Annotated in this window: 15 protein-coding genes; 7 read left to right on the forward strand and 8 right to left on the reverse strand. The window is 43.0% G+C overall.

Going from position 1 to position 14,301, the window contains the following annotated elements; all coding sequences use genetic code 11:
- Nucleotides 1–3 precede the first annotated feature (3 nt).
- The 6 genes from MuYL_RS02345 to MuYL_RS02370 all read left to right on the forward strand — a co-directional run bounded on the left by MuYL_RS02345 (nucleotide 4) and on the right by MuYL_RS02370 (nucleotide 7,106).
- A complete protein-coding gene (locus tag MuYL_RS02345; protein WP_094568995.1) occupies nucleotides 4–2,163 on the forward strand; it encodes a c-type cytochrome domain-containing protein in 2,160 nt (719 codons plus the stop codon).
- Between the two features lie 51 nt (nucleotides 2,164–2,214).
- A complete protein-coding gene (locus tag MuYL_RS02350; RefSeq protein WP_094568996.1) occupies nucleotides 2,215–3,912 on the forward strand; it encodes a GMC oxidoreductase in 1,698 nt (565 codons plus the stop codon).
- Between the two features lie 92 nt (nucleotides 3,913–4,004).
- The gene (locus tag MuYL_RS02355; RefSeq protein ID WP_094568997.1) at nucleotides 4,005–4,442 is read left to right on the forward strand and encodes a hypothetical protein; all 438 of its coding nucleotides are present in this window, start codon (nucleotides 4,005–4,007) and stop codon (nucleotides 4,440–4,442) included.
- A gap of 25 nt (nucleotides 4,443–4,467) precedes the next feature.
- Nucleotides 4,468–5,343, forward strand: coding sequence for a sugar phosphate isomerase/epimerase family protein (locus MuYL_RS02360; RefSeq protein ID WP_094568998.1), 876 nt, complete (start codon nucleotides 4,468–4,470; stop codon nucleotides 5,341–5,343).
- 9 nt (nucleotides 5,344–5,352) lie between these two features.
- The gene (locus tag MuYL_RS02365; RefSeq protein ID WP_094568999.1) at nucleotides 5,353–5,838 is read left to right on the forward strand and encodes a hypothetical protein; all 486 of its coding nucleotides are present in this window, start codon (nucleotides 5,353–5,355) and stop codon (nucleotides 5,836–5,838) included.
- Between the two features lie 80 nt (nucleotides 5,839–5,918).
- A complete protein-coding gene (locus MuYL_RS02370) occupies nucleotides 5,919–7,106 on the forward strand; it encodes a class I SAM-dependent rRNA methyltransferase (protein WP_094569000.1) in 1,188 nt (395 codons plus the stop codon).
- 157 nt (nucleotides 7,107–7,263) lie between these two features.
- On the opposite strand, the gene MuYL_RS02375 is transcribed toward MuYL_RS02370, so the two are convergent.
- The 6 genes from MuYL_RS02375 to MuYL_RS02400 all read right to left on the reverse strand — a co-directional run bounded on the left by MuYL_RS02375 (nucleotide 7,264) and on the right by MuYL_RS02400 (nucleotide 11,961).
- Entirely contained in the window at nucleotides 7,264–8,568 is a 1,305-nt protein-coding gene (locus MuYL_RS02375; protein WP_094569001.1) for a DUF4097 family beta strand repeat-containing protein, read from the reverse strand.
- On the reverse strand, nucleotides 8,549–9,112 hold the full coding sequence (locus MuYL_RS02380; protein WP_094569002.1) for a hypothetical protein: 564 nt from the start codon (nucleotides 9,110–9,112) through the stop codon (nucleotides 8,549–8,551). Before MuYL_RS02380 ends, MuYL_RS02375 begins: the two co-directional genes overlap by 20 nt.
- Nucleotides 9,109–9,687 carry an RNA polymerase sigma factor gene (locus tag MuYL_RS02385; protein WP_170309718.1) on the reverse strand — a complete coding sequence of 193 codons (579 nt, stop codon included), beginning with the start codon at nucleotides 9,685–9,687 and terminating at the stop codon, nucleotides 9,109–9,111. The genes MuYL_RS02380 and MuYL_RS02385 overlap by 4 nt, the downstream gene beginning before the upstream one ends.
- Before the next feature lie 125 nt (nucleotides 9,688–9,812).
- Nucleotides 9,813–10,379 carry an AAA family ATPase gene (locus MuYL_RS02390; protein WP_094569003.1) on the reverse strand — a complete coding sequence of 189 codons (567 nt, stop codon included), beginning with the start codon at nucleotides 10,377–10,379 and terminating at the stop codon, nucleotides 9,813–9,815.
- Nucleotides 10,380–10,459: 80 nt separating this feature from the next.
- Nucleotides 10,460–11,002 carry a DUF922 domain-containing protein gene (locus tag MuYL_RS02395; RefSeq protein ID WP_094569004.1) on the reverse strand — a complete coding sequence of 181 codons (543 nt, stop codon included), beginning with the start codon at nucleotides 11,000–11,002 and terminating at the stop codon, nucleotides 10,460–10,462.
- Nucleotides 11,003–11,022: 20 nt separating this feature from the next.
- A complete protein-coding gene (locus MuYL_RS02400; protein WP_094569005.1) occupies nucleotides 11,023–11,961 on the reverse strand; it encodes an SPFH domain-containing protein in 939 nt (312 codons plus the stop codon).
- A 91-nt stretch (nucleotides 11,962–12,052) separates the two neighbouring features.
- Between MuYL_RS02400 and MuYL_RS02405 the strand changes: the two genes are divergently transcribed.
- Nucleotides 12,053–12,238, forward strand: coding sequence for a hypothetical protein (locus MuYL_RS02405; protein ID WP_094569006.1), 186 nt, complete (start codon nucleotides 12,053–12,055; stop codon nucleotides 12,236–12,238).
- A gap of 82 nt (nucleotides 12,239–12,320) precedes the next feature.
- Here the strand turns inward: MuYL_RS02405 and MuYL_RS02410 are convergent, their stop codons facing one another.
- Entirely contained in the window at nucleotides 12,321–13,460 is a 1,140-nt protein-coding gene (locus MuYL_RS02410; protein WP_094569007.1) for a CapA family protein, read from the reverse strand.
- A gap of 207 nt (nucleotides 13,461–13,667) precedes the next feature.
- Complete coding sequence (locus MuYL_RS02415; protein ID WP_094569008.1) at nucleotides 13,668–14,261, reverse strand: C40 family peptidase; 594 nt, start codon at nucleotides 14,259–14,261, stop codon at nucleotides 13,668–13,670.
- Between the last annotated feature and the right edge of the window lie 40 nt (nucleotides 14,262–14,301).

Below are 14,301 nucleotides of genomic sequence, written 5' to 3' on the forward strand. Positions count from 1 at the left end.
CGGATGATAAAAAGCAGGCACAGGAGTTTTGCGGAGAATTTGTTATTTGCCCTTAATATTTTCATCATCTTTCTTCTTGTCTTTGGCACGTCAGTTATAATTCCACAATGGCTGCAGCCGGTTGGCAGGCTGCACCCGCTGATCCTCCATTTTCCTATAGTGGTGCTGATAATGGCGATGATGCTTGAGTTTTTTCGTTTTAAAGAAAGATTCCGCACGGAAACGCTTTACCATGATTTTACAACTTATTTATGGCTTACCGGCGCCATCTTCGCTGCTTTTACGGCAATAATGGGGTTGTTTTTATCGAAAGAACCTGGCTACGAAGGTGCTACGTTGCAATGGCACAAATGGCTTGGTGCAGGAGTCGTTTTTGTGTCGACAATAATTTACTGGTGTCGTAGTGCAGGCTGGTACAATGTTAAAATAGCCCGTTCGTGCGCGGCGCTTGTGGTTGTCTCGCTGGTATTGGCGGGGCATTTTGGCGCTGATCTTACCCATGGTGAAAATTTTGTGCTGGCTCCCGTTTGGCATCCCGAAAAAGAATTGGTGCCGGTTGAGAAGGCCCTGGTTTACCGTGATGTCATTCAGCCGATATTCTTAAGCAAATGCACCAGCTGTCATAATCCGGATAAAACCAAGGGTGGACTGATGCTGATAGACGAAAAGTCGATTTTAAAAGGCGGCAAGGATGGAAAGCTGTTTTTGGCCGGTCAACCGCAGATCAGCATGCTGTTACAACGCATCCACCTGCCGGAAGAAGACAAAAAGCACATGCCGCCGTCTGGCAAGCCGCAGCTCACACCGGATGAAATGAACCTGCTTTATCTTTGGATAAAGGAAAATGCGGACTTTAAAAAAAAAGTGATTGATCTTCCGGAGAAAGATTCATTGCGGCTGATCGCGGTTACTTATTTAAAACCAGCCGATGAAACCGGGGAGAAATATGATTTTGCTGCGGCAGATGAAAAACTGATTAAAAAGCTTAATAATAATTATAGGGTTATCTATCCGCTTGCCAGTGAATCGCCTGCACTGGGGGTGAATGTTTACAATAAAAGTACCTATCAGCCCAAAACATTACAGCAATTAAGCGCTATAAAAAAACAGGTGGTATTGCTTGATGTAAGCAAAATGCCTGTTAAAGATGCGGAACTCAAAACCATAGCTCAATTTGAAAACCTGCATGTGCTGAACCTCAATTTTACGGATATTACCGGCAGCACATTGAAAGATCTCGCCGGACTTAAAGCGCTAAAAATGCTCTCGCTGGCAGGAACGCCGCTTAATGCAGGGGCAATTAAACAGATCAGCGCTATCAGGAGCCTCACCAAAATTACTCTTTGGGATACCGGTTTAAGTGATGCCGTACTAAAGGAACTACAATCCAGCAATAAAAATATTGAATTTATCAAGAGCTTTAAAGACGACGGCAAACCCATTAAGCTGAACGATCCTCAGGTTAAAAACACGTCGCTGGTATTCGCTAACTCCATCCCATTACAACTGGTTCATCCGATAAAAGGCGTCGAACTGCGATATACAGCTGATGGTTCTACCCCCGACAGCTTGCAATCTCCGATATATAAACCAGGCCTTGATTTAACGCAAACCAGCAGTATTAAAGTAAAAGCCTATAAAAACGGCTGGTTGAGCAGCGACGTGGTTCAGTTTAATGTTTTTAAAAGCGCCTTTACACCGGATAGCATCAGTTTTTTAACGCCTCCCAATGAAAAATATACAGCGTCGGGTGCCAAGTCATTAATTGATAAGGAGCTTGGTGGCACCAATTTTGGCAATGGAAAATGGATAGCAGCGCAAAAGAACATCGAAATTTATATGCAGTTTGCCAACCCGGTCAAGCTGCACACCATTACCCTTAATTGTTTAAGAAATTTGGGAAGCCAGGTGTTTTTACCTATTGGGATAGAGATCTGGGGCGGTGCAGATCTTAACCATCTGAAACGGCTAAGTTCCATTGTGCCGCCGCAGGCAAAAAAAGGAGAACCGGACATGGCTGTTGGAATAGATTGCAAGCTGAAGGTAGATGGCGCAATTTCCTGTATAAAAATAATAGCCAAAAACATTCAGCAGCTCCCCTCCTGGGACCCGGTAAAAAAGGGGCCTGAATGGGTATTTATGGATGAGATATTCGTAAATTAGGAGAATTATAAACCCAACATGCCAGGCGCGATAACGTGTGGATAAAATTTTATGGATAACAAAAATATTTACGATGCTATTGTGGTTGGCTCGGGCATTAGTGGCGGATGGGCCGCCAAAGAGCTGTGCGAGCTGGGGGTTAAAACCCTGGTGCTGGAACGCGGACGAAACATTGAGCACCTGAAAGATTACCCCACAGCTACTAAAAACCCATGGGATTTTCCGCACCGGATGCAGGAGCCAAAGGCCGTGCTGGATGAAAACCCGGTGATCAGCAAATGTTATGCTTTTGGGGAAGATACGCAGCACTTTTTTGTAAAGGATAAGGAACACCCGTATATCCAGGAAAAGCCTTTCGACTGGATCAGGGGCTACCAGGTAGGAGGCAAATCAATAACATGGGGGCGCGCCTGCCAGCGATGGAGCAATTTTGAATTTACTGCACCCCAGCGTTACGGTTATGCTGTGGACTGGCCCATAAGATACGAGGATATAGCTCCCTGGTACAGCCACGTTGAAAAGTTTGCGGGTATTTGCGGCGGAAAGGATGGCCTTGAAGCGCTGCCAGATGGCGAATACCTGGAGCCCTTTGAAATGAGCGCTGTAGAGCAGGGGATTCAAAAAAAAATAAGCGCGCATTACAAAGACCGTTTTATGGTGCGTACCCGCTGGGCGCATTTGACCAAACCTGAGCCTATTCATTTAGAGCAAGGCCGCGGGCAATGCCAGGCGCGTGATCTTTGTACCAGAGGTTGTCCTTTCGGCGGCTATTTCAGCTCCGTATCATCAACATTACCCTGGGCAAAAAAGACAGGGAACTTAACCATAAGGCCACACTCGGTTGTGCATTCTATTATTTATGACGAGCAAAAAGGGAAAGCCGTTGGCGTAAAAATTATTGATGCCCTTACCCACCAGGAGATTGACTATTATGCAAAAGTGATTTTCCTGAATGCGGCCTGTTTAAACACGAACTTGATCCTGCTCAACTCCAAATCAAACCGGTTTCCGAACGGGCTGGGGAATGATAATGGCTTGCTCGGCAAATTTCTTGCTTTTCAAAACTATCGGGCAAGCGTTCATGGCACGTATGACGGGCTGGAAGATAAATATTACTTTGGCCGCAATCCAACAAACCCAATCATCGCCAATTACCGGAACCTGCATAAACAGGACACCGACTTTTTAGGCGGCTACTTAACCTTTGTATATTCAAACCGGAACCCGGAGTTCAGGAACAGTTTAAATGCGGGTATCGGTGGTAATTATAAAGATTCGCTTACTGAGCCCGGTCCGTGGCGGGCGGGCATGTTTATGCAGGGTGAAACCATCCCGAAGGAAAGCAACCACGTACGCTTAAGCACCGATCATAAAGACCCATGGGGGATCCCGCAACTGATCACCTCGGTTGGGTATGATGATAACGACGAAAAAATGGTTGCTGATTTTTTAACTCAAAGCGCCGAGATGCTGGAGGTAGCGGGCTTACGCGATATAGAAAAAGTAGATACCAAACAAGCACCCGGGCTTGATATCCATGAAATGGGCGGTTGCCGGATGGGTAACGATCCTAAAACATCGCTGCTCAATAAATTTAACCAGCTGCACCTGTGTAAAAATGTTTTTGTAACGGACGGAGCCTGCATGACCAGCACCGGTAATCAGAGTCCATCTATATTATATATGGCATTTGCGGCAAGGGCAGCGCACCACGCGGTTGACGAGATGAAAAAAGGGAATTTGAGTTAAATTTTTAACTCCCGTGTTTATAATCATCAACGCTAAAATAACATAGAGAAAATAGAGATTAAAAGCAAATTAGTAAGGTCACATCCCAACGCATGAAATTCAGACTGAATTATCAAGTTTCCGAAAAGACTATGCTGGAACCTGGTACCATCATTCAAAATATTCAACTCCATCTGAACTATAAAAAGTACGAGATGATTAGTGTTGCAGATAATGTTGTAAAGTTTAAAACCGATCCCTGGGAGTTAAAATGGCGCCATAGTCCAACAAAACTAGACGGAGGGCATTTTGAAATGAATACAATCAATAATTGTACAACACTAACGTTAAAGTATTATGATAACATCTTGTTGACCCTGCTTCTTATAGCAGGATTAATGATTAGCTTCATTTGTGAGGGCAATTATGAACCTCTCCCATTTTTTATCTGCTTTTTTTTAATTACAGGTATCATCCATGTTATCACATTAAAAAGCAAAGCCAGGGAATTATTAAGAAATATATTACAAGATAAAAATCATGATATCTAAATTCAATTAATACGGCAATACAACCATGACAGACAGAAGATCATTCTTAAAACGCACAGGCTTATTAGCGCTTTCAATTCCATTATTAAAAAATGAATTGTTTGCCGCACCGTTTGCCCGTAAGCTGCCGGCAAAAGGGATCCAGTTGTATATGGTGAAAGAGGATATGGAAAAAGATCCGGCAGGTACGTTAAAACAACTTGGCAAAATGGGTTATACTCAAATTGAAAGCTATGACGGCAATAAAGGCGTTTTTTGGGGAATGGGTAATAAAACGTTCAGCAAACTAACCAACGACAATGGGCTAACCCTAATATCCACACATTATGCAGGTAATAGCGGGGGCTTTGAGAAACTGGCGGCTGAGGCAGCTGAAATCGGGATGAAATATTTGATCTACCCGTGGAAAGGCCCGCAGAAAGGTATTGATGATTTTAAAAGGATAGCCGATGAGTTTAATGGTTACGGTGCCATCTGCAAAAAGAACGGACTACGCTTTGCTTATCACCCGCACGATTATCCTTATAAACCTGTAGATGGCCAGTTGCCTATTGACGTGTTGCTTGCCGGGACTGACAAAGACCTGGTTGATTTCCAGATGGATTTTTATTACACCGTCACAGAGGGACAGGATCCCGAAGCTTATATCAGAAAGCACAAACCCCGTTTCCGCCTGTGTCATATGCGCGATGTGCTGAAAGTGCGGTTGCCTAAAGGAAGTGAAGATGAGTCGGCTTGTGACCTGGGAACAGGTATTATCGACTATAATCACCTGCTCTCGACTGCTTTGGATAATGGAATGGAATATTTTTTTGTAGAACAATCACGCTTTTTTCGCGAAACGCCATTGCAAAGTGCAGCCGTTAATGCTGCTTATTTAAACACGATGAAACTTGCGTAGTTTTACTTTATGAATGAAAAACAGCAACTAAGAAAGCGTATCAGGATTTGGGTATGGATTTTTATAGTAGGCCTGGTATTGAGCGGGGTCACCGCATTTCCAATTGAGACGGAACTGGCTTTTATGATAAGGCATTCGGCTGTTTTCCCGGCATTTATTGCCCATTGGATAGAAACCATTTATGCGGCTGTTAAAGATACCAATTCACGTTATCCTTATTTAAGCTATGGAACCGACTGGCTGGCGTTTGGCCATATAGTTATTGCTACAACATTTATTGGTCCGTTGAGAGATCCGGTAAAAAATATCTGGGTCATCCAGTTTGGGATGATCGCCTGTGTTATGGTTTTGCCGCTGGCATTTATTGCGGGCCCTATCCGGCACATTCCCGTTTACTGGCGATTGATAGATTGCTGTTTTGGTGTTTTCGGGATCATCCCGCTTTATATCTGTTATAAAAGCATTAGGAAGCTGGACGGGTTGGAAACCCGATAAAATATACCTCTGCCTAAGTCGATTTAATTACTGCATGCTGCCAACTTAAAACTGCCAACTGATTTTCTACCTTTGCAGCTATGATTGAGGTTGTTTTAAAAAAGGGTAAAGAAAAAGCAGTTTTACACCGCCACCCCTGGGTGTTTTCGGGCGCTATTGAAAACGTAAAAGGCAAACCGGCCAACGGCGATGTAGTAAAGCTTATTGATGCCAAAGGCGCTTTTATGGCCTATGGCTTTTATAACGATCGATCAAGAGTTGCATTGCGTTTACTGGAATGGGACGAAACGGTTGAGATAAACGAACAATGGTTCAGGGGTAAAGTTGCGGATGCCGTTGCCGGTCGTGGCGATATTTTGCTGGATGGCGTAACCAATACCTGCCGGTTGATCTTCAGCGAATCAGATTACCTGCCCGGACTGATAGTGGATAAATATGCAGGGCATTTAGCGGTGCAGGTACTCACGTCGGGAATTGAAAAAATGATGCCTTGCATTATAGATGAGTTGCAGCGCTTATTAAACCCTGAAAGCATTTTTGATAAAAGCGATGCCTCCTCCCGCAACCACGAGGGCCTTGAAACGCAAAATATCGTACTAGCCGGCAATCATCCGCCGGAAAGGGTGGAGGTTATTGAAAACGGCATCAGGTACAACATAAACATAGCCGAAGGGCAAAAATCAGGCTTTTATTGCGATCAGCGCGATAATCGCAAAATAGTGGCTTCCTACGCAAGCGGGAAGAAGGTATTGGATTGCTTCAGTTACACCGGTGGCTTCACGTTAAACAGCCTTAAAAGTGGTGCAGCTTCAGTTACCTCTGTTGACAGTTCTGTGCTGGCAATTGATACACTGAAGGAAAATGTGCTGTTAAATAATTTCGATACCGGCAAGGTAACTACTATCGCTTCTGACGTAAATAAGCAACTCCGTAAATTCAGGGAAGACGGCGAGTTGTTTGATATTGTTGTGCTCGATCCGCCAAAGTATGCTCCGTCACGGTCCGCTTTGGATAAGGCTTCACGCGCGTACAAGGATCTGAACCGTTTAGGGATGCTGCTGCTGAACAAGGGCGGGCTGCTGGCAACCTATTCCTGCTCTGGTGCCATGAATATGGAAACCTTTAAGCAGGTGCTTGCCTGGGCCGCATTAGATGCCGGCAAGCAGGTGCAGTTTATTAACCAGTTTTGCCAGCCCGAAGATCATCCGGTAAGGTCATCGTTTCCAGAAGGTGAATATTTAAAAGGATTGCTTTGCAGGGTGTTTTGATTTAAGTGTACCGGGTGGAAGCCGGTGATTAGTTAAACCGAAGTTTGAAATTATTTTTCATCTTTTGTCCTTTAAAGGTACTTATCGCGTAAAATACTGATAAGTACCTTTAAAGAGAGCTATTGATAAATTCAGAAATATTTCCGCGCGTCACTGTTTAATCAAAATGTACACCACCGTAACTGGTATTTATAGTTACGCGCGCCTCTGAACTCCCTTTACCCACACGGCCCTTATAATTGCGGGTGGTACCGATATGCTTGCTGCCATCCGGTGGGTTTTTGCTGGTGATAAATACGTTATTATCGTTATAATTGAACCCGCCGTAGCTGGTGGTGATGTCAAAATCAAAGTTACTGGCTGGAGAAATGCCTATTGAGGCGCCCGAATAAGAACTATTAATATTTAATCGCCTCAATGAGCTGGCAACTTCCGCTATTTTGAAACCACCTTCGTAAGACAGGTCAAAATCACCGGAGCCCTTTAACCGGCCTATTTTAAATGAGCCATAACTTAGGTCGGCTTTCAGGTTGTTACATTCCTCAATGTCAACACTGCCATATGAAAAGTCAAGCCGTCCGCCATTTATCGAGCCAATTTTTATGCTGCCATAACTGCCTTCAATTTCATTTGAAGGGTTTGATAAATTTTGCACCGAAGTACTGCCATAGGAGGTGCTTATTTTAACGCGCCCGTCAAGGTCCGGCAATTCAATCGATCCATAACTTGCTTCAACATTTAAATCAGTTTTGGCAGGCATGTAAACTACGTAATTGATGGTCAGCTTTTGTTTTTTGTTTCTTCCGCCAAAATTAAAAAGGCTCCAAAACCCATCGTCATCACGGGAAATATTTGTTTTGAATGATACCTGGTCACCGTTTTTACTGTCGCTGATCTGCACGCCATCTATCAATTTCTGTGCATCGTCATCATTACGGGCTTCGGCTTTTATCTGTACATCAACTTTAACTTCGTGCCTGTCCCAGGTGTTAACCGTAATTTTGCCGTACTGGTTGCTCAACCTTATCCTGTCGTTTGCATCAAGCGGATAGCTTTTGCTAAAGTTTTTAACCTTCAGTGTTTGATTATCGTTTTCGCTTTCGTCCTCATTATCAGAAACGTTAATATCAATCTTATTAAGGAGGTTGCCCAGGTTGAGTTCAACCTTTGGCTCCACGCTCACGTCGTCATCATTATCTGAGTTATTTACACTGACGCTAATGTTCGAGGCCAGGTTGTTTACAGTTGAAGAGATATTCTTTCCCAGGTCTTTCATCCCCGCTTCGAGGCTTTTACCCAGGTTATCCATTTTAGCCTGGAAATCCGCTTCGTCAAAGTTTGTGGTAATGGTCACAACGTGCTTTTGCTTAGCCCTGGTTTTCTTTTGCGCAAAGCCTGATGCATTAATTGCAAATAATGCTATTAACGCAAGTATTGACGGCTTAAATATTTTTGATCTCATTGCTTTGTTGTTTTTTTGTTTGATTCAACTGCTCAATTACGGTTAACTGCTGATTAAGCACCTGTGTCTGGATCTGCAGATTACGGATCATTGCCCGTAAAACGCGCTCCTGGTTAGGGCTGGTGGCTAATTCACCGTTAAGTTTTTTGTAAGTTGAATCCATTTTTGCGATCTCACCGCTAAACTCTTTGTACAGTTGAGGGTCGGCTTTTGACATTAATTTAAGCTCGCTGCGCTTTGTTTCAATTAATGAAGTGTATTGAATTTGTTGTTGCGCATATAACGGGTTTATAGAAGCCAGGTCAATCGGTTTCTTTTCCTGCCCGTGCAGGTAAAATGCAAACCCAATGCCCATTACTACAATAACCGATGCTGCTACCCGCAGCACAAAGCCAAGCGAAAATGTTTTTGCCCCTTTCTTTTTTAGTTCCGTATGCTGTGGGGGTAATTGCTTTTCGATCCTGCTCCACAGGTCTGCTGACGGTTCCAGGTCATCAAATTCCTCCCTGTTTATTTTCATAAATTCCTCTAATCGCTTTCTCATGATGTTATTCCCTTTCTTTTTAAAATTTCCAGAAGTTTCCTTTTCGCCCTTAAGAACTGGGTTCTTGAAGTGTTTTCTGAAATACTCAATATTTGTCCTATTTCTTCGTGGTCGTATCCCTCCAGCAGGTATAATGATATAACTAACCTGTAACCTTCGGGTAATTCTTTCATTGCCTCTTTAACCCGGGCTGCCTGGTATTGTGTTTCTTCTCCATCATCAAATTCTTCGTCAGCAATATTTTCCAGTTGGTCGCCTTCCAGGTCAACCAGATCCAGCTTGCGTTTGCGCAGCAGGTTGATAGACCGGTTAACTACTATTTGTTTAAGCCATAAGCCAAAGGTGGTATCCTGCCTGAAGTCTTTCACCTTACCGAATGCATCAACAAAAGCCTCCTGCAATACATCTTCAGCTTCGGCAATATTCCCCACTATCCTAAAGGCGACGTTTAACATCGCTTTAGAATAAAGTTTGTACAACTCATAACAGGCTTTTTTACTGCCTTGTTTGCACTCAACCACCAGGTTATAATGCTTGTCAATATATACGGCTTCCAAATTTTGATCAGCTTGCATGTTATATGACGCAAAGGTTTTTACAACGTTGCATGCGCGTTGTAATTATTTCATCCCCCCGGGTATTATGTTTCGCTATTGCTATTGAAGGAAAGGATTTGCAGGATAAAACGGGTAAGTTTTATTTAATTTTTTTTTGAACCTGATTTTAAAAAATCATCCACCGCTTTAATCGCCAGGTGATATCTTTCAGGGCCGGTACCTGAAATTAAAACATAGTTGGCTTTTAAAGCGTCTAATTCTCTATACCAAACATCCATAAAATGTTCACGCTTGTGGGGGAAATCACGGAGCGGGTCATCTTCCCAGGGCAAATCAATGTTGAGTAACAGGTATAGATCGTATGTGCGCTTTGGCATCTCTTCCAAAACCTCTTGTGGCGATCTGCCGAAAATTTCATCGCTCCAGATCTTAACCGTAATAAAGGTAGTATCGCAAATAAGTAAGTGGTTTCCGTTGGGTAACAATTCATCTTCCAGTGCAATCTGCCCGTAAAACATATTTATTTCGTCTTGCCAGGTTGGTGGTGCAGTAAGCTTTTCACAATATCCCCGCGCATATTCAGGCACCCAAATGGTATTATAGTGTTTAGCCAGGTAAGCCGACATTGTTGATTTACCGGTAGATTCCGGACCCACAACGGCTATTTTAAGGACGACAGGAGTATCTTTTTTGCTTTCGGAATTTTGCATTCGTAAATTATCAATACCGAAAATATATAATTTTAACAGGAATTGTATAACCCGACGGTCAAATCATTATCCATTTGTTATTATTGCGGGGGCATGTAGGTTAAACGCTTTCTAAAATAGGCGTCCCAACTTTGTTGTTGGACCCGGTTCTGCATGTGCCGGGTATCTGTATCGTAGTCCACGTTTAGTTGCTTGTATTTGGCATCAATCCGGTTAAAAATATTTTGCGCGGCAGACTGGTAGTCAGCATAAAAAACAGTTTTCCCTACGGTTCTTAGCAGTTCCTGCTGCTCCATGTAAGCGATAAGATAATGTCCCTCCTCATGTTTTAAAACTTCGGCAAGCATTTCGTCAGAGGTGATACGCTTTTTATCTATCCATGATACACAATCATTTAAAGTCAGGTTGATATCAAAGTTCAGCAGGTAATAATTTTTTTCCCGGCGGGCCTCGTAACGGAAACTGATAGAGCAATTGGTATAGGCAACGGTATTTAAATCAGTATGCGGAACCCCCTTAAAATCGTTAAGGGTTAGCTGACGGATGGCCTGGGCGGATGCGCTGTTAACAAGCGCAAACCATAATAAAACAAAGCAAGTCAATCTCACAAATCCAAATTTCATCAGCAGGTCAAAGTAAAATTTTACTTTTTGACTTGGGTAGCGTGTATTTGGTTTAACGCCATCATTTCTTTCATAGTTTGCTGCATGGCATCGGTTGACCCGTCAAGAAAGATAACGTTGCCCTGTGAGTTCTCTGCAAAATGTTTGATGGACTCCGTCCACATGGTAAATAGAATAACCGAAGTGTCCATATTGGCATCCTTCATTTCTTTAGCAGCTACTGACATCCCCTTGGCCACCTCTTCGCGGAATAGGGCCACACCCTGCCCCCGCAACTGCGATGCCTGACGTTCTGCTTCTGCTGATATTTTAATGGCATTACCCTCTGCTTCTGCGGCCTTTGTTTTTGTGATCAGCAATGCCTGGCCTTCATTTTCGGCAGCGGCTTTAAGGTTGTTTGAGGCTACTACCTGGCTCATTGATTTCATGATAACGTCATCAAATGTAATATCATTAAGCTGCAGGTCCTGTAGGTGGTAACCCCAGCCTTCCAGTATCACATCCAGTTGTTCTTTAACGTGCTCAACAATATCACGCCTTAGTATCAACACCTCCGACTGGCGTTTGGTGGCCACAAATGCACGGATGGATCCTTCAACGGTGCGGATTAGCGCCTGCATCAGGTTGCGGTCATCAACAAATTTGAACGCTACGTTTTTAATGGTTTCCTCTTGCTGGTCCAGAACCGAATAAAGCAACATTGCCTTAAAATAAACATTAGCCTGATCAAAAGTTACCGCTTGGAATTCCAATTCAACAGAGCGGTTCTGAATAGAGATCTTGGAATAGATGTTTTCAATGAAAGGTATCTTGAAGTTTAAGCCCGGGGTTAATATGCGGCGATACTTGCCAAACACTGTAATTACTACTATAGTGCCTTGTTTAACAGACACAAATGAGGAAAGCACAATAACCAGTAAAATGAAAACTACAATAAAAAAGCCTATCTGTGGGGTCATAGTCAATAAAGTTTAATAATCTAAATGTATGATAAATTATTGGTGTGCTATTTGTTTTTTACAAAATGCTTTTTAAAACAGCATCACAACTATGAACTTAAAACGAACCTTCGGAGCAATACTCACAGTATTAGGTATTATCGGGTTAATTTACACAGGCGTTGGCGTAATTAACCATAATGGCAACATCACCACATTAATAGTGGTGGGCATTATAGCCATACTTTTCTTCTTTACCGGGATTAGTTTGGTACGTACAACCAAAGATGAGGTGTAGCATATTAATAAAACCATTATAATTGATACAGCTAAAAGTACTGATGCATGCCGGAATTACCGGTGCGCATTTTTTTGTCGGTTTAATTAAGCTTGGTTACCAGCCCTTCATCGCTGATGTTTAAACCTGAGGCGGGAAAATCAACGGCGGTAAGTTGTTTAATGCGGATTGCAGCCTTATTTAACGGATCAGGTTCTAATCCTGTTAAATGATCTTGTTTAGCAGATATAATGCGGCCGCTTAAAAATTCACCGGTTTTATTTACGTAAACTTTAAGGATGGGCGCCAGGCCGCAAATACCTGCAACGCTTACGCACTTGTATGTGCAGAAATTACCCAGGCTGTAGGCAATCAATCTATCCTTGTATCTTTCCATGCCGCGGCAAACATGAGGGCCGTTACCAAAAACAAGGTCGGCACCGGCATCAACGGCAGCGTGGGCAAATGCTTTTACATTTCCCCGTTTTTCATTTATGTAAACTTCTGTACTGTCAGGTACGTGTTCATAAGCCAGCCCCTCGCCGCCGCCGTGAAATGATACGATAAGCACATCGCATTTTTGTTTAAGTTTCCTGATGATCCTGCCCGCGTTTTTTAAATCGAGGATGGATAAGGTATAACCGTTAGGGGCAAATGCACAAAAGCCGTAGGTAACCCCATTAATTTTAAATACCGCTGCAGGACGGCTTACCTGCCCGCCATGTTTTATGCCCAGGCTGTCCAAAACCTTCATGGTACTTAGGCGACCGGCATTGTCAAAATCGCCTATATGGTTATTAGCCAGGCTAAGAACGTTAAACCCTGCATCCTTTAAAACTCCCGCGAAATTTACCGGCATTCGGAACAGGTAAGGCGGCCTTAACTGGTGCAGCCTGTAATTGGCAGGTGCGCCGGTATCCAACAGGGTGCCTTCCAGGTTGCCAAAAGTTACATCTGCATTTCGCAGTTCTTTTACTACGTTTTTAAAACTCCCCTTTGCGCTATCGGGCGGCAGCGTTTTATCGTCGGGGTAAGAGGTCCCGAGCATTATATCCCCAACGGCCACAATACATAATGAATCGCGTTGAATGGTATCGCTTTTCACCTTAAGGGTGTCCTGTTGTATTATAGATTTCTTTTCCGGTGGATGATAAACTTCGGGCTGTGGTTTTTGCCGGTATTGGCAGGATGCGAACAGCAAAATTGCTGCAATAAATACAATGCAGTTTTTTAATAAATTCAACAAACTGTTCCTATATAACTTGTTCTTCAATGATATTAACTCCCGTCTTACATGCCAACTAACATAATAATTTTATTGTGGATTGCGCTGCTGTGGGTTAACTTTCCGCTAAACAGGCTTTATAGTTACCCGGGAGGCTCCGTTTTATTCAACAAAAAAATCCTTTCTGGTCAGGAAAGGATTCTAAATTAATTAGGGTTTATAAATTTAGTTATTGTTTGCTGTGCTGTTGTTGTTATCCGAACTCTGTTTTTGAAGCTCTGCTTTGAATGATTCCAGCATGCGGCCTCCGCGGTAAAAGTACCTGCTGTAATATGCGTCGTCAAGGCTGCTGATCGCAACACCCCTTGAAGAGGCATGTGCAAACCTGTTGTTGCCTAAATAAATGCCCACATGCGAAATGCGGCGGCTGTGGATTTTAAAGAAAACCAAATCGCCCTCTTTCAAATCGTCTTTTCTAACCGGGCTAACCATGCTAAAAATATCACGTGAGCTGCGTTGAATATCCATGTTGAATACTTCGCTGTACAGCTCTTTTGTAAATGCTGAACAATCAATACCTCTTCTTGAGCTTCCGCCAAAACGGTACGGTGTACCTATCCAGTCGTAAACAAAATGAAACAATTTCATATTTGATGTAGCTGACATTGCCACACCCATTATTTGAGATAAATAATCTTTTGCTAATGATTCCTGTTCGTCAGGATTTTTTTCGTCCGAAGTTCCTGGACTGTTTTTTGTTTGAGCTTGAGCAACTAATGTGCTGAAAAATAACGCAATAACGATAGTAATTTTCTTCATTTAATCGATTAGTTTGTTGTGTTAGGCAACAACTTGTTTA

It is taken from the genome of Mucilaginibacter xinganensis (assembly GCF_002257585.1).
In the GTDB taxonomy this organism is placed as follows: Bacteria; Bacteroidota; Bacteroidia; order Sphingobacteriales; family Sphingobacteriaceae; genus Mucilaginibacter; species Mucilaginibacter xinganensis.